Here is a 24928-nt window from a genome sequence, read left to right on the forward strand (position 1 = left end):
TTTAATCCCCATGGAAAATGAAATCTTGCTGTATACCACGCCGGATGGAGTGGTGAGAGTTGAGGTATTCTATTCTGACGAGTCCTTTTGGTTAAGCCAGAAAAAGATGGCGGAATTATTTGGGGTTGAAGTCAATACAATCAATTATCACCTGAAAGAAATATACGCGTCCGGAGAACTGAGACCTGAGGCAACTATTCGAAAATTTCGAATAGTTCAAGAGGAGGGCGGGCGTCAGGTTAATCGTGAGATCGACGTTTATAATCTTGATGCCATAATCGCGGTTGGATACCGCGTCAACAGCAAACAGGCTACTCAATTCCGTATCTGGGCCACAGAAACCCTGCGCGAATTCATTATTAAGGGTTTTGTGTTAGATGACCAGAGACTTAAACAGGGCTCGCGTTTCGGTAAAGATTATTTTGATGAATTGCTGGAACGTATCCGGGAGATACGGGCGAGTGAACGACGCTTTTACCTCAAGATAGCCGATATCTATGAACAATGTAGCATCGACTACAATCCAAATGCTGAAATAACCCAAATATTCTTCAAAACCGTCCAGAACAAATTACATTGGGCAATCACCGGCAGAACAGCGGCAGAATTAATAGCCGAACGCGCGAAAGCTGATTCTCCTCACATGGGACTTAAAACCTGGAAGAACGCCCCGCATGGGAAAATATTAAAGTCCGACATCACAATAGCCAAGAATTACATGGGAGAACAGGAGATTAAAGCGCTAGAACGTATTGTATCCATGTACTTGGATTACGCCGAAAACCAGGCGGCTCGCCATATCCCGATGAAAATGGCCGATTGGATTGAGAAAATAGACGGATTTCTGAAATTCAATGAATACGAAATACTCACCAATGCCGGTAGTATTTCCCACGAAGTTGCTGTAAAAATCGCTCAAGGCGCTTGTGAAAAATTCAGGGTGATTCAGGACAGAGAATATATCAGCGATTTCGAAAAAGCTACTAAAAAAATCACTACTTCCAAGCCACGTAAGAAAAAAGAATGAAACTCCAATTTGACGCCAATCAGCAGTTCCAGCTTGACGCCGTAGCGGCGATTATCGATCTATTCGACGGCCAGCCACAGGGAGCGCCGGAATATGCCGTCATCAACTTGGGAAATATGGCGGGATTGTTCAGCGGGCAGGAACAGACGGAACTTGGAATCGGTAACCGCTTGCTGGTGGCAGAGGACAAACTGCGGGAGAATACCCGGAATGTCCAGATACGCAACGACATTGAAGCACCGGAGCATGAAGCACCGCTTGAATGCTCGGAACTGTTCGACGCGCCAGCCAATATGACCCGCCTCTGCCCCCACTTCTCGGTGGAAATGGAAACAGGCACCGGTAAAACCTATGTCTATCTCCGGACAATTTTCGAGCTATCACAAAAATACGGTTTTCAGAAATTCATTATTGTAGTGCCTTCCGTTGCTATTCGTGAAGGCGTACTGAAGAACATCGAAATAACCAAGGATCATTTCCGTGCCCTCTACAATAATATCCCGTTCGAGCACTTCGTCTATGACGGCAAAAAGGTCAACCAACTGCGCCAGTTTGCCGTCAGCAATACCCTCCAGATCATGATCATCAACATTGATGCTTTTCGCAAAAACTTTGCCGGCACAGAAGCGGAACAGAAGAGCAACATTATCTATAAGGAAAGTGACAAACTATCCGGGCGGCAGCCTATTGAGTTCGTTCAGGCGGCCAGGCCGATTGTCATTATTGATGAGCCCCAGAGCGTGGATTCCACAGAGAAGTCCCAGGAGGCCATTCGGGCTTTGAATCCACTTTGCACTCTTCGCTATTCCGCCACTCACAGGAATCCTTACAACCTTGTTTATCGTCTTGATCCTGTTCGGGCATTCGAATTGAAGCTGGTAAAACAAATCGTGGTAGCCAGTGCTGTAGCTGAAAACAGTGCCAACGATGCTTTTGTAAGAGTGGAAAGCATTGAGTACAAAAAAGGTGTCAAAGCTAAGTTGCGGATTCACGTTCAAACCAAGGATGGACCGAAAGAAAAAACGGTCACCGTGACCAACGGCGCTGACCTGTTCACTCTGTCCGATGAGCGCCCTTGTTATCAGCATGGCTTTTCTATGGCTGAAATTTGGGCTGAACCAGGTAACGAATTCATCAGGTTCAATAACGGAAAGCTGTTACGCCTGGGTGAAGAAATGGGCGGCCTTCGGGATGATGTTTGGCGGGCGCAGATAAAACACACTGTTAAAAAACATCTGGATAAAGAACTGCAATTACGTGGTCGCGGTATTAAGGTGCTTAGCCTTTTCTTCATTGACCGTGTAGCCAATTATCGTGACTACGATGAATCCGGCCAGCCGGTAGCCGGGAAATTCGCCAGGGCATTTGAAGATGAGTTCCATTCCTTGGCCGCATTGGAACAATATAAAGATCTGGATTGTGTTAAACACGCTATTGGAAAACTCCACAACGGTTACTTTGCCCAGGACAGAAAGGGCATCTTAAAAGACACCCGTGGGGATACTCAGGCAGATGATGAAGTCTATAACCTCATCATGAAGGAGAAGGAACGCCTCCTTACGATTGACGAGCCGTTACGATTCATTTTCAGCCATTCAGCTTTGCGTGAAGGCTGGGATAGCCCGAACGTTTTTCAGATATGCACCCTCAACGAAACACAAAGCGGCATAAAGAAACGCCAGGAAATCGGCCGCGGACTACGGTTGCCGGTGGATCAAAACGGCCTGCGGGTCTTTGATGACTCCATCAACAAGCTCTATGTCATGGCGAATGAAAGTTATGAGGATTTCGCCCGTAAGCTACAGACTGAATACGAAGAGGAGTGCGGAGTGACCTTCGGCAAGGTCCCGATAACAGCGTTTGCAAAATTGTGCCAGGTAGTTGACGGGCAAGAACAGCCGATCGGCCGGACAGCCGCCGATGTTATCAAGGCGGCTTTAGTTGATCAAAAGATGCTTGATACCGAGGGGCGTATCCAAGCGGCTTTTGATCCTAAACGGCTCGATTTCGAGCTGAAATTACCCGAAGCGCATAAAGATCTGGCTTCAGCTGTAATTGATTTACTCTCCGCGTATCAGATTGAACGGCATATCCGCAGAGACAAAGATGAACGGGTAAACCATCTTAAGGGTTTTCTGTTAGAAGAATCAGAGTTTAAAGCGTTATGGGAACAGATCAAACCTAAAACCACCTATCGGGTGGAATTTGAGACCGACGAGTTGGTTAGCCGGGCAGTAGCGGCGATCAAGCGAATGGAGCATATCGAAAAACCCAGGATCCATGTCCGTACCGGTCAAGTAAAAGTCACCAAAGGCGGTGTTGACACCATCGATATCGGGGTTGCAGAAGAACAGGTTTCCTTTGGTGCAAGGCCGGTGCCAGACCTATTAGCGTACCTTCAGAATCAGACTGAACTCACACGCTCCACCCTTGTTCGTATATTGAAAAGTTCAGGCCGTTTGGAAGATTTCTTTAATAATCCTCAACTGTTCATGGACACCGTCGCGGCGATATTGAAGAATGAACTCCACAGGCTCTTAGTGGACGGTATCAAATACGAGAAGATACATGGTGACGGGCCGGAAGCAGAATGGGAACAGCTCCTTTTTAAAAACGAAGAAATGATCAACTACCTGACGGCTTTGCAGGTTCAACATTCAATTTACGAATACGTTGAATATGACTCCGAAATAGAGCGGGAATTTGCGCGGCGGTTAGACCAGCGTGAGGATATCAAGTTGTTCGTGAAATTACCCAGATGGTTTGTAATCGACACGCCTGTTGGCAAATACAACCCGGACTGGGCGATCTTGAAGCATGACGTCAAGTCTCTGTATCTGGTTCGTGAGACCAAAGGCACCAGGGATTTTCTAAAATTGCGTAACAGCGAAGCTGACAAGGTGAGGTGCGGCGCCAGGCATTTTAATTCCATAGGTGTGCCGTTTGCGGTGGTCACGTCGGCAGATCAGGTATAACAGGAGGCTAAATCATTATGGAATATGTTCTGGTGTTTGCGTTGGGTCTTGCCGCTGGTTCGGCGATCGTATTCTTCGTTACAAAAAATCAACAGGTAAAAGGGGAGAGGCTAAAAAACGATATTGTTAATTCTTTCGACTCTATATCGCTTGCGGCTTTGAAGAGCAATTCCGAAGAATTCCTTAAACTAGCCAACGAGACGCTCTCTAAACAAACTAAAACCGGAGAAAAAGAACTCGAAACCAAAAAACAACTGATTGACCAGACCTACGATAATATGAAAAAGGAATTTGAGAAAGTCGGCAAAATGATTACCGACTTTGACAAGGAAAGCGCCAAAAGACTAACCAGTCTGGATACTAATTTAAAGGCTGCTACCGAAAATACACTTAAGCTTCATGAGACGACTGGGAAACTCCAAATTGCCTTGGCGAACAGTAAAGTCCGGGGCCAGTGGGGAGACCGGATAGCCGATGATATACTCAGATTGACCGGTTTTATTGAAGGAGTAAACTACGATAAACAATTAACAAACGATGGCTCCGGTACACGCCCTGATTATACGTTCCGCCTTCCCCAAGACCTAAAACTCAATATGGACGTAAAATTCCCTTTTGATAATTATCTCGCGTACTTAGCCGCGGAAACAGATATAGAGAAGGACAAGCATAAGTCCAGCTTTTTAAAAGATGTCCGTCAGCGGATTAATGAAGTCGCAAAAAAAGAGGACTACATTAACGTTAATAAAAATACTGTCGATTATGCACTGGTATTCATACCAAACGAGCAAGTTTATTGTTTTATAAATGAAAATGACCATAGACTACTGGATGATTCATTGAGGAATAAAGTAATTCTGTGTTCTCCTATGACGCTATACGCAATACTGGTAGTCATCAGGCAAGCGGTTGATAATTTCAACATGGAAAAAACAGCCTCAAGAATCCTAGCGCTACTTGGAACTTTCAATACCCAATGGCATAAATTCAAGGATTCCATGGATAGGATGGGTAAAAAGATCGACGACGCTCAAAATGAATTCCAGTCACTAGTTACAACACGCCAAAAAGCACTGGAACGGCCATTGGCTCAAATAGAAACTCTGCGTAAAGAGAAACAAATAGTTGAAGAGACGCTTCCTGAACCGGCGCTCGAAATTGAGGAATCAGTATAATGTAGGATTTCGCTGCGATCGGGTACCGTCATGACGAATTCGGTTAACCAGTGAACTTAGAAAATAAATAGGGGTTGGGCAATTCGCCCAACCCCTATTTCATTCTCATGGTTCCGACATCAAAACACTCAAACAATGCCGGCTGCTCCTTCTTCATAGCTTCCCCTGGCAAGTGCTGCCTTCATTGGCTTTTTCCCTTTCTGCTCGGGCATTCATTCGTTGCCGGTAGAGCCATGGTTTAAGACGATCCAACTTCCCCTTCTGATAATCACTGATTGAGTTGACTGCGATTTCAGGTGGAATGTCACTCACGTTCCAACGTTTATAGGCAATGGCCGCCAGACGCAAGCCTCGGCATCGGTGTCAGTATATTAGTCGTTTTTAAGGGACTCCACGTTCAGTGCCAGCTTCTCCAGTGTGACGGCCGTCTTGAGCCATTCGGGAATAGTGTCTTCCCAACCACCCGGAAACACAATGAGGATCTGTAAGGCATCCGACAAAATTTGAGATGCCCTGTTCCGCTGTGACGTTCAATTATGGTTTCTCCTTTCACTTAGTCCTAAATCTGGTGATGGCCAGACAGGCATAGTGTGACCGGTAACTGTTCATCGGGCTTTGTCCGAAGCCATTCCAGAAGTCCAGCAGAAAGTGATGATAACCCGGGTATTCCTGCTCCCGAATTGCCAACAAGTCATCGGCGAATATCCTGATACAAGCCCCCTTATTGCCGAAGAGAACGATAACTCTTGGCGGACAAGATTCATCCCGCTCTGTCCTAAAGCTTTCCACTTTAAGCTTGGATAGCTTCAGGTTATCGAGCCAGAAATGGCCACCGCCGGCACTGTATGAGCCAAGGAAAATGTCTTTACCCTCCAGTTCTTTGAGTATTTCCATGAGACGCTTTACGGCTGCCCGCTGCTTTTTCTGTAGTGGTATCTGAGCGGCTTTCCGGCTAAGTCTGACCGTAGTTCTTGGTTCCGGTTCGGCCAGCTTAACGTTCTGAAACAGATCGAGTTGACCCATCATGCTTGTTACCCCTTTCCTCCAGATTTTGGGCACAGGTATCCCTATGGACACTGAATTGACTGGGTTTAGGCCACCAGGACGAGTTGGTGGCCGCTTTCGATTCGTTTCTGCTCTTCCGCCGCGGCGCCGCTGGGTAAGGATTCACGGACGGCCTCGATTGAGCCTCGGATACTGTCGATGCGCTCTATGTTGATAATGAGACAGGCAAGGCGGCCATCGACATAGAGCGGGATGTCGGCTATCTTCCGGGCCTCGGTGGCCACTATCCTGGCCTGTTCCAGCGGCTCGGAGGCCTGTTCGATGAACCCATCAATCATGTCCATCGCCTCACTGACCTTGAGAGCACTCCACTTGATAGGCATAGCTTCATCTCCTTTCCAGGTACAAACAACCCTGTTATTCCTGCGTGATAACGGATGCGCAGCCCCCGCGAAACGGTTAATTGCCGAAAGACTGAGCGCGTTCGGTTTTGACCAGGCCGAGATCTTTGAAGTTCTGAAAGATCTCATTGAGTAAGGCGTAGTTTTCCCCAGACAAGCTCCGGCTTGCCCCGTCATACCAGTCTAAAAACCAGTATTCGATCTCAACGGCGTCGAGATTCTCGTCCATGTAGAAGCGAAACTCATCCGCCGGACCGCCCCAGGACAATTGCCAGCGGAAATAACCCCGCTTCTGGCCTTGGAACGTCCCCCTGGCCACGTAGTCACAGCTCAAACCGTATTCCCCGAATCGTCCCAGTTCCCGATGAGACGTTTCGGGGTTTCTTTGGTATAGTCGCCAGAGCGTCCGTATATCCCGCAGCCGGTCTTGAAGTTCCGCTTCAAGCCTTGCCTGGCATGATTTCTGCCGCATTTTTCACCTCCATTTGGGCAGACTTACCCCTTTGAATTTGCCGGCTTTGATAACCCTGAGCCGGCGGACAGGGGGCTTAGTTAGTACTCATCAGGGAAGAGAATCGTCGTTGCCGACCGGTCAGCCTCTGTGATGATCCAGATTTTGGGTAAACCTCCGGCCTCATAAGCGGAGAGTATTCTGAATCCTTGTTTCAGACTCAACTCATTCTCCTGTTTATCCGCCTCATCGATGTTGCCCCAGTCGCCTTTGGCATGGCGGTTCAAGGAACGGCGCATGAATTCAGCAAACTCCGGCTTCTCACCGGCTAAGGCATGAACTCCCCGGGTGGCCACCACCTGGCCCAATGGGACAACGGGATTGATTACCAGTAACGCATCCATAGCTGTCACCTCCCTTCTCGTGGTGTTTTAGGCAAAAGTAAGGGGCCGGTGCTTGTAACTTCCCGACCCCTTACCCACTCGACCTTTTCCGGTTCTATTCAATTTTCTGAGTACGTTCCTCCCCGTGCTTGTCGGCTAAATGCCTGGCGCAACCCGACTGGATGCTATCCGCCGTCGCTCCCATCTGGCTGAAAGCGCCGAGTTCCTCATCGTCGTGAAAGAGCGCCATTATGTGGTCGTCAAGATACTCCAGCCTGAAACCACGGCGGGCATATTCGCCGAGTTCCGGCGTTTCTTCTTGTGCCATTCTTAATCTCCTTTCTTCCTTGTGTCCTTGCCCATGCTTTCAGCCAAAAACGAAAGGGGGTATTCCCACCGCGAAGGGCAGGAATACCCCCTTAACAAAAATAAGCACAAAAAGGGGCTGTTACACCCCTTCAAGTGCGGCTGTTTTGCGAGTTCAAGCGTTCAGTTTTGGGCTGTCAGGCTACGGCTACCGGTTCTTTTACCTTGCCGTGTTTCTTGGGCTTCGGCTTGTCGGCTTTGGTAATGGCCTCGGCTTCGGCTACGGCTTGGATTTTCTCGGCTTCACCTTCGGGTACTGGCTCGGCGGGTGTCTCGACGGCTTCGGCTGGCTCTTCTGCCTTGGTTTCATCCTGCGGCTTCTGGCTTTCAGGAGTCAGCATCGGCATGACCACCAGCTCATAGTCCGGTGCTGTGAAAAGCATCGGCGATTTGGCGTCGCTGAGTTTCAGCTCTACCATACCGCCACAGGCCCTCAAAGCGTCGGCAAGATAACCCCCGTCAAGCCTTACCTTGACCGGTTCACCGGTGGTGTCGGCGGTTATTTCGGTTTCGCCCTTGTCGTCGGTGTTCGCCATGATGACCTTGCCATCCCCGATAATGAGGTCTATGGCATAGGTTCTGGAGTCGGCGATGACCTTGAGGGAGCTTACCGCCTTGAGCGCTTCATTGGTGTCGAAGCTGACACGGCTGGCGAAGTCGGCGGGTATGAGCTTCTCATAGTCTGGAAAGTTGCCGGCGCATCCCCGCCAGTCATAGCGGATTAGCTCCGTGTCCAGAAGTAGGCTCATGCCTTCAAGGCCGTCCCCGCTTTTCTCAAAGCCCATTCTAACCCGACGTGCCCGTCTAAGGGCACTGGTAACACCCCGAAGCTCGTCCCGATTGACAAGGACTTGACCCTCGTCCCCGTCGAAGTCCAGCTTCATTACGGCTAACCGGTAGCCGTCGGCACCTACTAGGTATAGCTTACCGTCTTGTACCTTGAACAGGACACATTGAAGGATTGGGCGGGTGTCCTCATTGGCGGTAAACGGCAGCACCCTTGTAAGGGCGTCCGAAAGCTCCAGTGCGCCGAGGTTGGGGCTGACCGAGTTTGAAGGGCTTACCCTGATGTCGCACAGCGTAAGCGGTGTCTTTTCGCCGACCCAAGCCATGTTCTCAAGGTAGCTGGTATTGGCTCCGCATACCACCTTCAGTCGTTTATCGGCGACCCGCGACCCGCTGGCATCACCGTTAGACGGAACAATCTTGACGATGTTCGACCCGCCTAATGACTTCAGATAGGTAAGAAAGCCTTTCCGCCCGATGGTACAGTCAAGTAACATCGCCCTTTCGGCGAGTGCCCTTGACAGTGCGTTTACCAGTACCGCCTTGTGCGCTAAAAAGCCCTGACCTGAACGCTTGCCCTCGATATTCAGTTGTTCTATTGTCTGACCCCCTTTTAGCTATCCGATAGTGGGCAACTCTACCGGCTTCGCTCAGTAGTAAGCTACCGGCTATCCGCAATTCGCTGGCATAGCCGACGCTCCTACTGTATAAGTTGCGGAATTGGGCTGATTCATAACACCCTCAAATAGTCTTTTTTGTTCCCGTTTCCGAAATCGGCAAAGATAGTTTAGTTCAACTTGTGTTAGCGGTTGCCCGTCCCGCCGCTTTTCGGCGATGGCGATTAGCCTGTCGGGACAATGTAGCAAGAAGGTGCTGGCATCAACCCATGCTTCGAGGTCCAGTGCCCTGTCATCGGCAATCAGATCGCCGAGTTCCGTGGTATTGCCTTCATCGTCTGTGACGGGCTTATTCAGGCTTTCGAGCTTGATAGCTTTAGGACACTTACCGAAAAGCCAGTCGGCTTTACACTTGTGCCGTTGCGCCTTGCTACAGTCCCCGCAGGTTAGGCCGTTGTCTTGCCGGTATCGCTTGCGCCAGTAAAGGGCTTGGGCACGGCTGGCGATACGATACATGGCGGCTTCGGTGAAAGGATGGTGCCCGTTGTTCCGTTCCACATCGGCAAGGGTGATGATTATATCGTGGAGCAGGTCATCCTTTTCGTCCGGCTTGGCCTTGTGGCTGAAACGGGATGCTACCTTATAGTAAGTAAGCCACTGGCCGGTAAGGTGGTCATACCGGTTGCTATTGCCGGTTTGCTTTGGCTTGACGCTTCGGCTAGACTTGAAGCTACGCAAGGCGGTTGTCTCTTTGGTCTGACAGGTGGCGACCTTTCCGCACCATCGGCAAACGCCTTGCCTTATTTTCTGCGCCCAAACCTTGTGACACTGACTACAGAAGCCCCCAGGCCGGTTGTATTCTCCGGCTACCGTTACGCTTGAACTCATGGTTCCCCCTTTCAGGGCAAGCGTTCAGGTCAAGGTTTTTTCGTATTCGGTTGTTAAGGTGCTTTTGTTTGTTTTTCCAGCTTCATTGTCAAACAAAAAGTCATTTTGAACACCCTGAAGAACTAGCACTTTTTACACCCCCTCTGGGGTTCTTCCAAGGGCACCGAAAAGAAAAAGCCTCCCGGAATCGGGAGGCTTCGCATGAAAATAGTCCCCTGGATTAATTACATATGAATGTCTCTGTGTTCGAGCGGAATGAACACCTCAACGATCCTGTCACTCAGGATGTGGTTTTCCAGCAAACCGAGTTCAGTTTTCATCAAGGTCAGATGCTTGCGCCAATCGAGTTCGGCTTCAGGTCCGCGCTGATTGATGTCACCCATGAAATAAAGAAACACCATCCATACAGGAATCTGTTGACTATTCAACCAATATAGATGAGCTAGGCGGTTGGCATATTGATAGTATTTTCCCAACCAATCGGTTTCTTTCTCCACGCCCAAAGCTTTTTTCGAAATCTCAAGACTAGCTTTAATCAAATTCAAGCTCTTTGCTTTAGCGCCGCAGACACTGGAGTTAGTTCCTAGCTCCGTAACGTGGCTTTTGGCTTCAACCAGGATGACCCCATGGCCATAATCCTTCCCGGGCACTGTCGCCAAGGCATCCCAGCAGGGACCAAGTCGCGGCCAAAATGATGAAAGGCATTCCCCCAATTGTGGTAGCCCCACTTGTGTTAGAAAAGCTGCGTCTCGATATTCGATGTATCCTTGGCTTTTGAGGGGAGACTTCCACTCAAATTGGCCATTCGCGTAATCTGAGAGAGATTGGCTTCGTGCCAGGATGAAATTATTCAGATCAATGCGGGGATCCCCGTTCACAAGACACTGAAGGTGAAACCGGCTACCTTTCACCGCTCTTCCGGAGTGTCTTCTTGCCATCCCTAGACCTCGGGATATTCCCCTAGTGCCTTTCCGGCTTCATGCAAAGGTGTTAAACTCTGCTCCCACAATGCGAGGCCGCCGAGTCGAATCCGTATTTGATCCCTAAATGGCAACTCCATCGCTTTGCGAACCATTTTGTCCTTCCAGACGCTGTTAGGATTATAATCAACCAGATAAAGAACCATTTCGATCTTACTGATGTCTCGTACCAGCGTCAATTTCTGTAACTGCGCAAGTTGTTCTGTTGTACGTTGAATAAGCCCGAGCGCAATCTTCTGCCTCAATATGAGCTCCAACTCGTCGCAGAGTGAATTCAGGTTACCCTTGATGTAATCGTAATATCGGGCCAATTGCTTGTGGGCATCTTTAATATCGTCATTGAGCGCGTATTTCACTTCGATTAGAGCTAGTTGGCCGACCGGCTTGTTCCCTCCACGGCGCAGCCGAGGCCACTTTAAGGCCACCAGGTCCCACCTGTCCGAACCAACGCCATATTGGTTGGCCAGAATGACATATTCGGAATTGTTGCGCTCCTCAAAGTTATTAGCCCTGATAATCATCTGCTCGTATTCGATCTCCATGCTGCTTTTCCCTCTGCTGGACACCCGATACATAAGATCAGGAACAATCGCCAAGTAAGCCTGAACATCGTCAGGGCGATTAAGGTATTTAGGCACCACCAGGCCTTTGGAAAAGGCCTCATGGATTTCAACCTTGTGATTTGAGCGTAAACAAAGAATGCTGTTCCCCTTGAAATAGATTCCAACAGCTTCATCAACCGGAGCGATTTCAGGCTGATGGGGATCGGCAAGCTGACCACGAAGCTCAAGATGCAGGTCTTTATTATTTTGAACCAATTCAATAAGCGGCCTAAAGATTCCATCTGGCAAGCTGAACTTTTCAAGAAACCCTGTCGAAAGAGCCCTGCACCGCGGTTCGGTGGTCTTGATTATCGTATCGAGATCCATGTTTTCGCCATCCTCCAATCTGACTGCATTCGAGAAAAGTTGCGTATATTTTTCAGGATGAAAAGTGTGAACTGGAATTACGCAACCTGGTTTGAGTGCATCAACCACTCTTTCCAAATCGCGCAGGTAGGCATGACCACTCGTGTGCACCTCGGTGAAACTGACCTCATTAGCCGCCAGGAAGTCTTTCAAGTTAGTCTTATCAAGGTAACCATGCCACATGGAATATATGGCTATGGCCTTGGTATGTGTCTTTAATTTTGTTGCGGCTATCCGGAAAATCCGATTGTCCTTTACCAGGAAGACTTTGTTGTCAGGCTCGGCTTGGATTTCTTCAAATTCGATCTTGGATCGTGCGTATTTGTAGAGAAGCTGTTTGTCTTCATCAGCTAACTTCTGGGCATGATAGTGGGTGAATAAGACACGTACACCATCCCAATCGAATTGGGGGATGCTTGAGGAGATTGTCCGAAGCTTGTCGAGAACGAAGGCGGTGTACAGATCGATCACTATAGTCCGGCCGTTTTTCCTCGCTGCTCGGAATATAGACACTAAACGGTCTAGATTCTGCGAGGATGCAAAGATATAAGCAAGGCCCCGATGAGTACTAAACAGGTCGGATAGCGCCTCTTCGACAGCAACCTCGTCTGGGTACGGTCCCTCTTCCCGCCCCAGCATAGAACCTTCCATTAACAGGACATCGACTTTTCTTGGAGGTCTTTCTAAGAGCCGGTCGAGTAGGATCATTTTTCGACCGTGTCCTCTGAAATCCCCTGTATAGAATAGACGATGACCGTCAGCGCTGATTAAAAAGGCTACCGCGTCAGGTGCGGAATGATCCATAAGGTAAGGTGTTATCGTGAATTCGCCCAGCCCAATAGGGTCCCATATTTTCAAGGGCTTGATGTTGTCAGTACTGACCTGAGTATCCAGAAAGGCGTTGGATACCTCGGCCAATGCCTGCGTTCCCCGGCTCATGAAAAGCGGAATCTGAGGGTTTACGAATCGAAGAAATCCGTAATGATCAAGATGGGAGTGCGATATCAGAATGCCGTCAGGCGCAGGTTCGTTTTCATCATATAATCCGGGCACTGCCGGCAGAATACGTTTTGATATAAGATCAGATAAGGTTAATTCCCGATATTTATCCCATTCGAACGGCGACATATCGCGATTCACCAAAGGCATTCCAATATCGAGAACGATCCGGGATTTTCCAGACCTTGATTTCAGTTCAATGCAGGTTCCGCCAATCTCACGCGTACCTCGATGGATCGTTATCTGCATTTCAGTCGAATTTTTCGAGTTACATTCATGGCAAACTTATCCTGGTTTGTGAGATCGACGCGCCAATAAACCCTGGTTAACATAGAATGTCTCAAGATCCGAGCTATTATCGTCATCCCGCATAGTGACAAATCCACCAAATCGGATCCGGCGCCAGCATTTTATCCCATCGATAAAGACCGGATTGTCGCCTTCTTCTGATAAGGAATCGAACTTAGCAGGCAATCCGAGTATGTTAAGAGCCCTTTGGTCGCACTGTCGGCAGACAATTCCGGGGTAATGGGTAGCCACTCTGGAATTTTGGATAGATTGGTTGCAGACACTACATGATTCGCTCATTTCATATCCTTCTCCAATAATATCGTCCTTGTCTTGGCGGCATAATAATACCCCAATGCTTAGAGTCTGGCTAGCAGCAGTAAATAATGTATTCGATCACTACCGGTCGCCGTCCATACGGCTCTCTGGAGTTGGTGGCGAAATACATATGAGCCGGCCTAACAAGCCTAGAATTCAATTAACGCAAGGCTGTTTGGGAACGTAAATGTAGCCATCTTCAACTGAACCGTAACACTTATGAGGAACCGAGTGCGAAAATAGTGCAGCAATGTATACACAAATAATCGAATCTAACACGTCTTCATTTGTTTTAAGCGCCTCTCCCGACAACGACCTAATATACGAATGATCAAGATATGTTTGAAATTCATCAATAATCGACAGAGAGATAACATTTGATCGGCCAAGCGCTTTGATATAGTTTGAAAGAATTACTTGCCCTTGTTTCTTCGCGTCCGTCGGCCCCTTCTTGTACGCTAACCGTTTCGGTAAACTGAAGATTTCTATAATCGCTGGATGGGGATAACATTCAATTTGAAATTTCCCATTATCAGCATGCCTCAGGTGTTCAAATCCAAGACTTTCGAGGTGACGTGACAATTCGACTCCTGCAGGATTGGGGTATCGCTCTAAATTCGAAGAGTGACATGAAGCACCTCGTCCTCCAAAATCAACACTCACTTGTCTCTCGCAGTGGCGTTGCCCAAAGGAATTCTGCATGACGAGCGGAGCGTCGATCGCGACTCCATATAGTTCCTCTTGAAGTAGGATAATTGATTTCAATTCGTTTAGGCCGCTCAACGCAGGGTGAATCCCGGTGACATTGAGATGGTGTCCCGAGAGTTCTCCTATAGATACTGCAGTGGGGTTTTTCTCGTTTTTCCACGCCAGATCGATCCCTGCAAGCATCATATCAACCTTGCCTCGGTTGCTGGTTTCTATTTCCAACGACTTCATCTACCACGGGGCACTCGTACTATTCCATTAGGCTGTGACATTTGGCGTCGAAGTAACGCGCCATAAGCAAGGGGATGGTTGAATAGTGAATTTCGTTGCTGCCTCCGCTCCAGATATGAATTAATGAGACGAGGTAAAGAAAACGCCCCCAGTCCAGCTGCTAGTGACTGATCGCCATGGAGATGAGTCACGATAGAACCACTAGCACCCATAATCGCCAAAACGTCTAATAACTCAACTCCAGGCCATGTCTCCTGCAGACGGCGCGAAATACACTCGATTTCGTTCTTAAGTTTATGTATGGCCATTTGCCGTTTTTCTTCGCGAAGATAACAATCACTGATCGCGGAAAGATCAATGAATAATTCTTCGACCTCGTTTCTAAAATGAGTAAGTTCAGCCCCGTATTTCTTTTTGAACTTAATGATACCTGGGATGTCTACATCACCTTTAGGAAAAGGAAACAGATCTTCGAGGACTGTCCTTCTCTGTGAATCCAGCAATGAGTACCGTCCATATGAACCGCCCCTTAACGTTTGTAAGCAAGATTCATCATTTGTAATTGGGACGCTGTCGATTTCAGGCAAGTTACCGAGGATACACGCAAGGTAAGACATGAAAGCATTGGCTACCCAAGGCTCCATCTCATACCACGGGTAATGCGCTGGAGTGGCTGCTCCCAATTCGACAAGATCCTCCGCAATATGACCGAGTTTTTCGATATGTATCGAAGTTTTTGAGTGTGTGGCATGTTGCCTAGGTGTTTTTCGTCGAATTCGCCTCTCGACGTAACTCAAAAATGGTAGGCCGAAGGCATCAATGTCTTCGATGAATTTGGCCGGAGTAACGGGATGGATTAGTCCCTCCTTCATGAGTATATGCATATGAGGGGGAAGCCTTTCAGGAGAATCCGCTAATTCAAATGGGACGATCGAACTCAATTGGTCCCAATACAACAACATGAGATATAGCCAGTTTCCTTCGGGCGGGCTGATATAGGGGAAATACAATGCTTTGGATCTCATTCCGGCTCTCCAATCTGAATGAGTGTTCATCGCCGGCATTGTATCATAGTTGTTATTACCTACGAAGGAAGTGCATCAAAATAAGGAGGCTCTAGTATTTGGTCCGATTTGACTACTTCTTCATATGGCTAGGCCCAATTTCAGGGTAGAGGGTAAAAAGCGGATTCGCCCAAGATTTATCTGCGGCAATCCGCCCAACAACGGTAAGGCGATAAAAAAGCCGTTCAGGAGCATCTGGATAATTCTCTTGAATCGAGGAATCCTCGCTTCTACCGGTCACTTCCACCCACCCCAACCGCTTCAACACCCCGAAATACATCAGGAACGAGTGGTACCGCATGTGCGTAAACTTCCGTGACACCTTTTTAAGCTGCTTCTGGTAGATTTCTTCGGCGAATTCCTCGGTGACATCCACGCCCCGGACCACCTGCTTGCTGATGATCCGCTCCGCGCGCTCCCTGGCGGTTGCCCTGGCCAGCGCCTCTTTGTATTCATAGTTGATGTCCGCTTGGGGAGCGCCGCGCTCCGGATCTATCCGCGGCGCACCTTCCGGCCCGTTTCCTAGAAGAAACTCCCGGATAAACCAGCCGCAGCCAAACGGCCGGAGAAAACCGCCACTTTTCGGTCTCAGTTCCATCACCATAAACCTACCTCAGGCCACCCCTACTGGCTTTTTCGCCAGGGATTCCATGCCCTCGATGATTCTGGTGGTCACCTGGCGAATCGAGGCCAGATTTTTCTCCAGGACTTTCTTGTCTTGCGCCCATAGAGCGACATAGGGGAAGGATCTCGTTCCGGTATCAAAACCAAAGTGAGCCCCGACAGCAAAGGCAGCACTTTCGGCAATCGTCTCGGCATCTCTCCTGGGGATGTGGAACACGCCTTCGGAGTAGTAATGCGCCACCTCATGAATCAGCGTTTTCAACTGCTGGGCGCGGGATTCTTCCGGCCGGACCCAGATTTCCTTGCCGGAAAAGTAGCCCTTGATCGCTGGATTCTGATCCGGCCGGGAATCAAAGCCGACAGATACACCCTGAATCCTGACAAGGTGAAGAATGTTATCGAAGAGCTCCTCATTGGCTTCACCGGTAAGCACCGGCACCTCGAATTCAGGTAGTGGTTTACCTTCGGTCTGGCTGACATCAAAAACATAGACCACCTTGAAGTAGATCGGGCGAATCATTTCGCGTTTCTCTTCCTCTTCGCGCTGTTCACCGGCTGGCTCAGTCATTTTGGCCGACTTCGACGGCATGCAAGGCGCTAGTATGGCGATCCCCTTTTCGCCCTTCTTCACCCAGCGGTAGAGGTCTTTCCAGGTGTTGAAACCGGCTACCCGGGTGGCGTCAGGCTTCTGCGCCGCGATCAGGATAAGGTTACCGATGCTGTAGTCATGGAATTTCGCCATGGTGAGCAGGAAATTTCGGAAATGCTCGCTACTCTGGATGCCTTCGACGCCTTCCTTGAGCTTCTTAAGCACCTCATCGATGCGGCGTTCCTTGGCTTCTGGTTCAATGGAGAAACTGTAATCCGGCACCGGCACGCCGACCCAGCTGACCATATCGTAGTTCCGGGGATAAACGATCTCGCATTTCGGTGACGTAACGGCCGCCGCCGGTAAGAGTTCGGGATCAGGGTTCTCGAACACGGTGTCAGCCAGGTGTTGCGACAAGCCGACCATGACGGCGCCAGCAGCCAACAAGCCGCCGAATGACACGAACGTACTCGCCCAATCCAATTCTTGTGCCGGGATTTCCGCGATCGCCAGCCAGCTCACCGAGGCCATATCGCCCGCTTCGATACCTTCCAGCTCGCCGGAGTTGACCTCGATGAAGTAACGCGCAGGTGATGCCGAGGTCACCAGGTAGCCCTGCGGTACGTTACGGTAAATCTCGGTCACAGTGAACGATTCCGAAAGAAAGGCGATATCAAGCAAGAATAGCATCGGAGATGTGGTTACCTCAATGATTCGCGAAAAGCCGAGATCAAAAAACATCCCGGTCCGCGCCTCAAGCGCCGGCAAGCCGCCCAAGCCTTGCACCAACTCCCAAGGGGTGGCCGCCACCGTGGCGACCCACTCTTTATCTCGTATGGTAACGTACACCTGTCCGGCCATTATCTCCTCCCCGGAATCCGTTTGATGCCGTTTCGCTTGCTTTCAAGGTCCAACTGCTTGTCCTCGAAGCCGGTGGTGCCGATGTCCGAACCGCCGAACATGGCCATGTCAAAGTTGCGATGCCACCTGGCCGAGGCCTTGAAATCGGTCTTCTCCTCGAACTTCTCGCCCCTTGTGCGCCGCGGCTTCATCCCGGGTGGGGCGATGGCTGCCAAGCCCTCAAGGTAAGACTCGCTGGTGGTGTCCTCGCGATAATTAATCGGGGCATTCACCCCAAATTCTTCATGGTTGGCATACCTGCCCATCAGGTTTCCCTCCTTGCCATAGTTTTCGGTACCACTCCTTCTGCTCTTCTCCGGAGACTTTACGATACTTCATGGTGGTGATGATGCTCTGATGCCCCAGGTGCTCCTGCAGTAGCCGGAGACCGTCACCCGAATCGTCATGCTTCACAGCATGCACGGCGAAAGCGTCGCGCAGCCGGTGGGGAGAGACGTTATGGGTCTTGCCGCTTTCGACGTTCACAAGGCGCGGTATTCCGGCGCGCTCGGCACAATCCCTGACGATTTGCCAGGCCCGGTTACGGCCAAGATCGAAGAGCATCTTTTCACCATTTCTGGCCACCGTGCCGCCGCGGCCGATGTATTCCTTGAGCAGACCGAGAGTGGTTTTATCCAGCGGCAGCGTCCGGAAACGGTGATGCTCCTTTTCCTGAGAAACCGCCTTCTCCACCTTCCGGCCGCACACCGGGCAAAACTTGTGCCCCTTGCCCAGCCTGGCGCCACATTCCGGACACAACAGCCGGATGCGTGACTTCAGGTGCTCGATGGTCACCGTGCCCCGACGAAAATCAAGGTCCTTCACCCTGACACCCAGCGCCTCGGATACCCGGCAGCCCAGGTGAAAAAGCAGACGAATGAGCAGCCGGTCCCTGAGATACACAGCGGCGCCTTCCAGTCTCGCCACTTCGTCGAGTTCAAGGTAAGTCTTACCCACTAGCTGGTCTCCTCACTCATTTGCTGCGTCATCGGCATGATGAGCCCCATCATCAAGAGCATCATCAGCATCGGCAGCATAGACGACAGCATGTCGCCGCCTGAAGCATTGCCGGTGACGATGATGACGTTATCCTGTTCAGCCACGGCGTTAGTGTCCTCGATCCAGACCCGGAGGCCGTAGGAGCCGTTGTCGATGCCACCGCTCGACTTGGGCACCAGCAGGAAATCGACCGAGGCCGAGCCTTCGGTTGGTTCCGAACTTGCCGCAAGCGGCACATCCGCCTGGCCGACGCAGGCGTTCACCAAGTGCTTGCCAAAGAGATTGGTCGAATAGGGTCCGGCCAGAAGCTTTACCGTTGTGTTCACGCCGATGACATATTTAAAGGCCACCGTCACCCTGAGGGTATCCCCGGCGTTGAAAGTCCCCGGCGAAAGCGCCATCGGCGCAAAGGCGATATCGAGTACCACCTGCCCCTCCTATACCTTGGCGAAGTCCGAAATCTTGAATTCGGTGATCGTCGGCTGGCTGCCGGCGATAACGAGGGCGTTCTCGTAGCCGAAGAGATAGTTGGTCGTCGCCTGACCGCCGATGCTCGGACTGCCGCCAAAAATCTTGACGTAGATGTCATCCCAGTTGGTGCCGACGTTGGATGGAATGGTGAAGATATAGGAATTGGTGACATTCGGGTACGACGGCGGTGTCGTTATCTGCGGGATACTAAAGGTGGTCTGTTGCACCAATTTTTCGTCGAAACCGAACATCCCGTTCGTGCCGATGCAGTAGTACCCGGTAACGCCGGTAACCGCCGGACCGGTGTACTTGAAAGAGATGCTCACCATCAGGCGGTCCCCCGGAGCCACCGCCACCTGCTTCGGCGCCGGATTCATGTAACTGAGCGGGATATAAACGCCGCCGGCCGCGGTGAAGAATTTTCCCGCCACCGGATCATAGAAAATGTGCTGGCCGGTGGCCGGATCGACATACCAGCCGGGCGCTACCGGGTCTTCAGCCAGGGCGATAGCGCCATTACCTTGCGCCGCAAAAGGCTTGAGTTCCAGATTGAGTGTTTTGAAAGCCATTTGTTCCTCCTATACCTTGATGAAATCCGCAATGCGGAAGTCCGAAATTATGGGCTGGCCACTTGAACCCAGATTGACCGTTTTAGCCATCTCGTCGTCGGCGTACCACCCTCCGTCAGCACCGTACCAAAAACTCTTGGCGCGAACGGTCACCTTCTGGCTGGGCATGTAGAAATAACCGGAAAATGGCCAGACCGCCTGCGCGTCGATATTGGCCCAGTCGGTCGGAAAGATGACTCCCGGTTGCGGGGAAACGCCGTAATCGAGCGCCGCTTCGACCCTGACGCCGATGGGCGCGGAATAGGTGTTTTTGACCCGGACGGTGATGTCCACCCGGCCGCCCGAAACAGCTTCCGATGGGGCAATGATCTCAATAATATCGGCATACTGCGCCATCTAGCCCTCCGGGTCATCCTTTCCAGAACTCTCCGCCAACGGGAAGCTGCCGTTGCCGAAATTGCCCGCCAGGCGGTTGCCGATGACGTCCACTCCGGCACCGCCCAGGAAGGCGTAGAAGATGCTTGCGATGTTCACCTGTCCGGTTGAGTCAACGCTGAGCGACAGGATCACACTAGCCAGGACGGTGCGGATCATCGACCCGCCGAACTTGCGGATGTTAAAGGTCTCGCCGCTTTCCAGCCAGCCCAGGAGCGCGGCGATAAAACCGCCAAATAAAGCTGCTAGGGCGATGTAAATTCTTTCCATAGTGGTTATTCCCTCCTTCGGGTGACGCAGATGAACTTGCCCCAGATGACGCCGCCCATAGCCACCAGACAGCTACCGGTGGTGGTCACCACCAGACCGAAATCGACTTTGGTGGCCAGTTCGATGCCGATACCTATACCGATCGTCGCAATGCCGACGAGCTCAATAACAATGGCCGCCATCATTCCCTTGTTCATTTAATTCGCTCCCATCACTCCGGCCATCAGCATCATGGCCGTCATCATTTGCATCATATCCGCCGTCTGAGTCGAAGGTGAGCTACCCGATGTCACCTGCCCGAGCATGGCACCCATGGCCGGCAGCCCGTAGCCGTAGGCGTTGTCCTTGTTTAGGGGGGCATCCTGCGGCTTGGTGGAAAAATACGGCGCCACGTCCCTGGCCAGCGTCCAGCGGTACTGCCAAGCTTCACCATAAGCCCGGCGTCCGCTTTCCCACAGAAGCCCGGTGAGTCCCGCCAGCATTGGCGCGGCGAAGCTCGTCCCCGATTTAACCACATACCCATCGTCATTCTTGTCCGACGCCATCTCAAGGTTCGTCCCCCAGATAACGAAATCCGGCTTGGTCTCGCCCTGTACCGTGGGCCCGCGGGAGGATTTCTCCCAGACGGCAAGCTCGCCATGCGTTTCTATGGCGCCGACAGCAACCACCTCCGGCTCGCAGGCCGGCAGCATCATCGTCGTCATTTTTGGTCCGGTATTGCCCGCCGCGGCGATCACGTCCAGTCCGTATTCGATACTGGCCGCCCGGCAGGCGGCGCGCACCGGATTGTCGGGATCGCCGTCATCCTCACCGCCGAGCGAGAGATTTATCACGTTGGGATACAGCTCATCGGCAGGAAAAAGACCTGACGTGCGGGCCTGCTCGGCCAGATCACATACCCGGTCGATGCCGAGCACGATAGCCTCATCCGTGGCGATACCCTCGTCGCCGATGACCTTGATATTCATAATCGAAGCGCCGGGCGAAACGCCGGAGTTGCCGCCGAGGGCGTGCATGCCGCCAGCGATTACGAAAGCTACCTGGGTGCCGTGGCCGTAAACGTCCGACGCCGTGGGCGATCCGGTAAAATTGGCCTCATAGACCACCTTGCCCTGCAGCGACTGGTGCGTCTTGCGGACACCGCTGTCCAAGACGGCTACCGTAAGACCGGTGCCCATGATCGGCGGGTTAAAATAGCTTCGGAGCAAATAGAAGACGTCGGATATACTTTCCACTACCGGAGTCTGGGTGACCACCTGGCTCGTGCTGTACTGCCTGAGAGCTTTGAGCGCAATCCCGGGAATGGCCGACAACCTGTCAACTTGCGCCTGGTCGAGTTCGCAAAACACCTGGCCGATCAGGCTGGCTTTCCGGATGTTCCGGGCGCCAATCTTCCTGGCCTCGGCTTCGAGCCGGTCGATCGATAAATCTTTAGAGATGAGGGCGTAGCGCATATCTTCTCCTTATGCAGGGTAGGCGAGCTGAATGGTATAGGTCACCTTGAGTTGACCCGTGTTGGGCACGGTGACCGTGGATGCCAGGACATCGCGCGAGAACATGACGCTACCGGTTCCGGCCGAGCTAAACTTGACTCTGCCGTACAGGGCGACCTCGTTGATCCCGATTTCAGCACCGGAGTTGTTGTTGATATAACGGATCAAGGTGTCGGTGAGCGTTTTCGTTGGCGCGTCGTAGTTCAAAGAATGAAGGTCCGACTGGGCATAGTCCATCTGCCCAGCGCCCGAGCCATTGGGGATTTCAGCGCCCAAAACGTGGCCTTCGAAAGATTCGGGAAAAGCGTTGGTGCCAAGTATGATGCCCTTCGTGGTAACACCCGGATCGGAGAGAAAGCCTGTAGAGGCGGACCGCTCGTTAACGTTGATGGCTTCATCCCAACCGGCGACCAGTTTAAAACCCCATCCCGAGCCGTTTGGATAGATATTGCCATTGGTCCACCGAAGTGAAATCGCTCCGGCTTCGAATAAATTAGTCCCCGTGAGGCCATAAGCGTTCATCTGGGAAAAGAGGAAGTTATAGGCATTTCGGTTCCAGGAATGGCTTCGTTGCCGGTGCGAGTGGATGATATCGCCATCTCCGTTTCGGACCTCCATCCCCAGGAATGTCCGGAAAACCGGTAGCTTCAGCTCGGTGCCCAACTTTTCAAAGCGACGATATTTACTCTCCAGTTTTGGATCTTCGGTATAATTCTCTTCTTGCATCGATGTCTCCTTCTTATACTAGTTGTGCTGTCACTCCGATGCCGGGCATCGGAATAGTTTCCGACAAAGATTCTGCCGCGCTCGTATCGTGCTCGACGCCTGTGGCAACAGAAATCCCCGGCGCCGAAATAGTGCGAGCCGCCCCGGTTGCAAAGCCGCCGCCAGAGTGATCTTCGGCGGTGGCGATACCCACGGAAGGCCTCGGCATTGAAAGAAGCGGCGGGTCAGCAACCCGGTTCACCGCGCCTGTCATATAGGCGATGAGTTCCTGGATATCCAGCCAGCCCGGGCGGCCTACCCCCTGATTAAGCGCCTTGAGGACGTTGTAGCCGGTGCCGTAGTTCAAAGGCAGTCGCTCGAACACGTTCTGGCCCCGGTAAATGATGTCGCCTGGCTGCATCAAGGCATCGATTCCGCCCAGGTTACGGATACACCTGGACTGCCAGTCTTTGTCGGTATCTATCTCAATTTCCGACAGCTTGGTCGCTCCCGACTTCGCTCTTAAAAGAAGACTCATCTACATCGCCTCCAGCATGAAGTCGTAGTCGACCGACTTGCCGTTGTCGGCCGGGTCGTTGCTCTTGATCGTCACCCGCAGCGGATCGTGGATCGCCCAGGTGCCGTTGACCACCGGCAGGCCCGGTGGGTCCGCCGCGGCGTCAAAAGACTGCTCATAGACCTTGCGCTCGGCACCGTTGATCTTCTTATAGAGCCTGACCGTCACCTGACTGCCGGAGAGGTTGTGGACGGCGATACTAAAGTCATGCAACTTGTACCTGGCGCCGGGAGCACCGGCCATTACCAAATTGCTTTCCGCTGTCTGCCAGTCGGCAACAGCCGAACCCTCGAACGGGCTCTCACCGGACAACTTGTCGGTCTGGCCTTTTACCGCTTCCAGTCTGGATTCGAGTCCGGCAATGGCCGACTCGATCGCCGTGAGGCTGGTCCTGGCTTTACCACCTTCGACGTAGAACTCACCCGGCATCATTCACCTCTCCCCACCGGCAGCTGCTTCAGAGATTTTCCTGCCGAATCGATCCGCTTGGTCTCTTCTTTTTTAGGCTTTAGAGCCGAAGCCACGATACCCACCATCAAGATCGGCAGCATCATGCCGAGAAGCAGGCTCCAGTCGAAGCCCGAAGAGCCACTGTTCCCCGGCGCGCCCGGCCAGGCCGGCGGCAGCACCGAACTGCTTGGCGCCACCAGCATGGTGGCCACCGAATCCACCACCTCACCGCTTTCTTTCTCATAAAGGAGCACCGTCAGCACCGCGTTCGTCTCGGTAAAGCGCAATGACCCTTTCAGCTGAACCAGATCCCCCGGCTTGGCTTTGAACCAGGCGTAGCCGGCAACCGGCAGCGCTTCCTCACTGATCTGTTGGCCGTCCCGCGAAAGCCGGGCGATGAGCGCGTATTCCTGCTCGCTCCCGCTGGGATTGGCCGCGTAAACAGACAGGCCAAGGTCGTAGCCGGGAGAGTAGTAAAGCCATGGCGGCAGATCCCAGAAAATGTCGCCCAGCGCGCTGCCCATCACCGACAAGGCTGGACTCATAGCGGGAACTCCACGTCTTCGCCCTTGAGGGCTTTTCTGACCAGTGACAGCGCCCAGGCGCTCATGGCGATCATCATGGCGAAGCCGATAATGCCCGAAAACACCGCCTGCCAGAACAGCGGCTGATAGCTTTCGGGGTAGTAACCCCGGTATTCTTCAGGGTAATGGTTCATGGTGATGCCTCTTTAAGCTTTTTGGGCTTGTCCGGCGCGGTCAGCGGCTTCATCACCTGCATCAGCACGAACATGACCAGTAGCATCATGCCCATGTTGAGAAGGGTGGATATAAGGCTTTTCACTTCCTCGGGTATCAGCCACCAAACAAGCGTGCCGACCAGCGGCGGCAGGGCGATAAAGCCGATGATCCCAGCGATGACCGGCAGCCAGGCCGCGCCTTTCTGCCAGGCGAGATAAACGGCAGGTTGGCCGGGATCCGCGTAAACGATGTATTCGTAACCCGGCCAGTGCTCGACGCCGGCATCCTCAAAAGCCTGCTCCAGCCGGGTAAGCGCCTCAGCCGAGGGAACTGCCTCGAAATCTAGCCGGGTCAAGAAAAGAGCACCCTCGTCGGCGCTTTCCTCAAGCGGGGCGAAGGTGCTCATTCCCTCGATACTGTCAGTCTGGCCTACAAGGATTGCCCGGTAGCCTGGCGGCGCCATCGCATAGGGCATA

General features: G+C 51.8%; 31 protein-coding genes. 3 read left to right on the top strand and 28 right to left on the bottom strand.

Annotated elements, in window-relative coordinates; genetic code table 11:
- Window positions 1-10 precede the first annotated feature (10 nt).
- From V8247_RS04180 to V8247_RS04190, 3 genes are read left to right on the top strand one after another with little or no spacing between them, the layout of a single operon-like run.
- Window positions 11-1027 (top strand): virulence RhuM family protein, encoded by a 1017-nt coding sequence (locus tag V8247_RS04180; protein WP_338739084.1) that lies wholly within the window; start codon window positions 11-13, stop codon window positions 1025-1027.
- Complete coding sequence (locus tag V8247_RS04185) at window positions 1024-4002, top strand: DEAD/DEAH box helicase family protein (RefSeq protein ID WP_338739086.1); 2979 nt, start codon at window positions 1024-1026, stop codon at window positions 4000-4002. The genes V8247_RS04180 and V8247_RS04185 overlap by 4 nt, the downstream gene beginning before the upstream one ends.
- A gap of 17 nt (window positions 4003-4019) precedes the next feature.
- Window positions 4020-5177 carry a DNA recombination protein RmuC gene (locus tag V8247_RS04190; RefSeq protein WP_338739088.1) on the top strand — a complete coding sequence of 386 codons (1158 nt, stop codon included), beginning with the start codon at window positions 4020-4022 and terminating at the stop codon, window positions 5175-5177.
- A gap of 371 nt (window positions 5178-5548) precedes the next feature.
- On the opposite strand, the gene V8247_RS04195 is transcribed toward V8247_RS04190, so the two are convergent.
- The 28 genes from V8247_RS04195 to V8247_RS04330 all read right to left on the bottom strand — a co-directional run bounded on the left by V8247_RS04195 (window position 5549) and on the right by V8247_RS04330 (window position 24927).
- Window positions 5549-5677 (bottom strand): hypothetical protein, encoded by a 129-nt coding sequence (locus V8247_RS04195; RefSeq protein WP_338739090.1) that lies wholly within the window; start codon window positions 5675-5677, stop codon window positions 5549-5551.
- A gap of 49 nt (window positions 5678-5726) precedes the next feature.
- The gene (locus V8247_RS04200; protein ID WP_338739093.1) at window positions 5727-6203 is read right to left on the bottom strand and encodes a hypothetical protein; all 477 of its coding nucleotides are present in this window, start codon (window positions 6201-6203) and stop codon (window positions 5727-5729) included.
- Window positions 6204-6268: 65 nt separating this feature from the next.
- On the bottom strand, window positions 6269-6565 hold the full coding sequence (locus tag V8247_RS04205; protein WP_338739095.1) for a hypothetical protein: 297 nt from the start codon (window positions 6563-6565) through the stop codon (window positions 6269-6271).
- Between the two features lie 76 nt (window positions 6566-6641).
- A complete protein-coding gene (locus tag V8247_RS04210; protein ID WP_338739097.1) occupies window positions 6642-7055 on the bottom strand; it encodes a hypothetical protein in 414 nt (137 codons plus the stop codon).
- Between the two features lie 80 nt (window positions 7056-7135).
- Window positions 7136-7438: a hypothetical protein gene (locus tag V8247_RS04215; RefSeq protein WP_338739099.1), complete on the bottom strand. Its 303-nt coding sequence runs from the start codon at window positions 7436-7438 to the stop codon at window positions 7136-7138.
- A gap of 94 nt (window positions 7439-7532) precedes the next feature.
- Window positions 7533-7745, bottom strand: coding sequence for a hypothetical protein (locus V8247_RS04220; protein ID WP_338739101.1), 213 nt, complete (start codon window positions 7743-7745; stop codon window positions 7533-7535).
- A gap of 175 nt (window positions 7746-7920) precedes the next feature.
- Window positions 7921-9066 carry a hypothetical protein gene (locus V8247_RS04225; protein ID WP_338739103.1) on the bottom strand — a complete coding sequence of 382 codons (1146 nt, stop codon included), beginning with the start codon at window positions 9064-9066 and terminating at the stop codon, window positions 7921-7923.
- A gap of 171 nt (window positions 9067-9237) precedes the next feature.
- Entirely contained in the window at window positions 9238-9924 is a 687-nt protein-coding gene (locus tag V8247_RS04230; protein ID WP_338739105.1) for a hypothetical protein, read from the bottom strand.
- 374 nt (window positions 9925-10298) lie between these two features.
- Window positions 10299-11012: a hypothetical protein gene (locus V8247_RS04235; protein ID WP_338739107.1), complete on the bottom strand. Its 714-nt coding sequence runs from the start codon at window positions 11010-11012 to the stop codon at window positions 10299-10301.
- Window positions 11013-11014: 2 nt separating this feature from the next.
- Window positions 11015-13270: an MBL fold metallo-hydrolase gene (locus V8247_RS04240; protein WP_338739109.1), complete on the bottom strand. Its 2256-nt coding sequence runs from the start codon at window positions 13268-13270 to the stop codon at window positions 11015-11017.
- 513 nt (window positions 13271-13783) lie between these two features.
- Window positions 13784-14557, bottom strand: a complete 774-nt coding sequence (locus tag V8247_RS04245) for a DUF429 domain-containing protein (protein ID WP_338739111.1) — start codon at window positions 14555-14557, stop codon at window positions 13784-13786.
- A gap of 5 nt (window positions 14558-14562) precedes the next feature.
- Entirely contained in the window at window positions 14563-15591 is a 1029-nt protein-coding gene (locus V8247_RS04250) for a DUF6236 family protein (protein WP_338739114.1), read from the bottom strand.
- Window positions 15592-15703: 112 nt separating this feature from the next.
- Window positions 15704-16234, bottom strand: coding sequence for a hypothetical protein (locus tag V8247_RS04255; protein ID WP_338739116.1), 531 nt, complete (start codon window positions 16232-16234; stop codon window positions 15704-15706).
- Window positions 16235-16243: 9 nt separating this feature from the next.
- A complete protein-coding gene (locus tag V8247_RS04260; RefSeq protein ID WP_338739118.1) occupies window positions 16244-17704 on the bottom strand; it encodes an ArdC-like ssDNA-binding domain-containing protein in 1461 nt (486 codons plus the stop codon).
- Window positions 17704-18009, bottom strand: coding sequence for a hypothetical protein (locus tag V8247_RS04265; protein ID WP_338739120.1), 306 nt, complete (start codon window positions 18007-18009; stop codon window positions 17704-17706). Before V8247_RS04265 ends, V8247_RS04260 begins: the two co-directional genes overlap by 1 nt.
- Window positions 17987-18700, bottom strand: a complete 714-nt coding sequence (locus V8247_RS04270; protein WP_338739122.1) for a tyrosine-type recombinase/integrase — start codon at window positions 18698-18700, stop codon at window positions 17987-17989. Before V8247_RS04270 ends, V8247_RS04265 begins: the two co-directional genes overlap by 23 nt.
- Window positions 18700-19170, bottom strand: a complete 471-nt coding sequence (locus tag V8247_RS04275; protein WP_338739124.1) for a hypothetical protein — start codon at window positions 19168-19170, stop codon at window positions 18700-18702. Before V8247_RS04275 ends, V8247_RS04270 begins: the two co-directional genes overlap by 1 nt.
- A 9-nt stretch (window positions 19171-19179) precedes the next feature.
- Window positions 19180-19782, bottom strand: a complete 603-nt coding sequence (locus tag V8247_RS04280) for a hypothetical protein (RefSeq protein ID WP_338739126.1) — start codon at window positions 19780-19782, stop codon at window positions 19180-19182.
- Window positions 19783-19791: 9 nt separating this feature from the next.
- Window positions 19792-20178: a hypothetical protein gene (locus tag V8247_RS04285; protein WP_338739128.1), complete on the bottom strand. Its 387-nt coding sequence runs from the start codon at window positions 20176-20178 to the stop codon at window positions 19792-19794.
- Window positions 20179-20487 (bottom strand): hypothetical protein, encoded by a 309-nt coding sequence (locus tag V8247_RS04290; RefSeq protein WP_338739130.1) that lies wholly within the window; start codon window positions 20485-20487, stop codon window positions 20179-20181.
- A gap of 5 nt (window positions 20488-20492) precedes the next feature.
- Window positions 20493-20684, bottom strand: coding sequence for a hypothetical protein (locus tag V8247_RS04295; RefSeq protein WP_338739133.1), 192 nt, complete (start codon window positions 20682-20684; stop codon window positions 20493-20495).
- A complete protein-coding gene (locus V8247_RS04300; protein ID WP_338739135.1) occupies window positions 20685-21941 on the bottom strand; it encodes a S8 family serine peptidase in 1257 nt (418 codons plus the stop codon).
- Window positions 21942-21950: 9 nt separating this feature from the next.
- On the bottom strand, window positions 21951-22706 hold the full coding sequence (locus V8247_RS04305) for a hypothetical protein (protein ID WP_338739137.1): 756 nt from the start codon (window positions 22704-22706) through the stop codon (window positions 21951-21953).
- A 13-nt stretch (window positions 22707-22719) separates the two neighbouring features.
- Entirely contained in the window at window positions 22720-23223 is a 504-nt protein-coding gene (locus V8247_RS04310; RefSeq protein WP_338739139.1) for a hypothetical protein, read from the bottom strand.
- Window positions 23224-23694, bottom strand: coding sequence for a hypothetical protein (locus V8247_RS04315; protein WP_338739141.1), 471 nt, complete (start codon window positions 23692-23694; stop codon window positions 23224-23226).
- Window positions 23691-24257, bottom strand: a complete 567-nt coding sequence (locus tag V8247_RS04320) for a hypothetical protein (protein ID WP_338739143.1) — start codon at window positions 24255-24257, stop codon at window positions 23691-23693. The genes V8247_RS04315 and V8247_RS04320 overlap by 4 nt, the downstream gene beginning before the upstream one ends.
- Window positions 24254-24430 carry a cytosine permease gene (locus V8247_RS04325; protein WP_338739145.1) on the bottom strand — a complete coding sequence of 59 codons (177 nt, stop codon included), beginning with the start codon at window positions 24428-24430 and terminating at the stop codon, window positions 24254-24256. Before V8247_RS04325 ends, V8247_RS04320 begins: the two co-directional genes overlap by 4 nt.
- Complete coding sequence (locus V8247_RS04330) at window positions 24427-24927, bottom strand: hypothetical protein (RefSeq protein WP_338739147.1); 501 nt, start codon at window positions 24925-24927, stop codon at window positions 24427-24429. The genes V8247_RS04325 and V8247_RS04330 overlap by 4 nt, the downstream gene beginning before the upstream one ends.
- Window position 24928 lies beyond the last annotated feature (1 nt).

Origin of the sequence: Dehalogenimonas sp. W (genome assembly GCF_037094495.1) — a bacterium.
GTDB classification, from domain to species: Bacteria; Chloroflexota; Dehalococcoidia; order Dehalococcoidales; family Dehalococcoidaceae; genus Dehalogenimonas; species Dehalogenimonas loeffleri.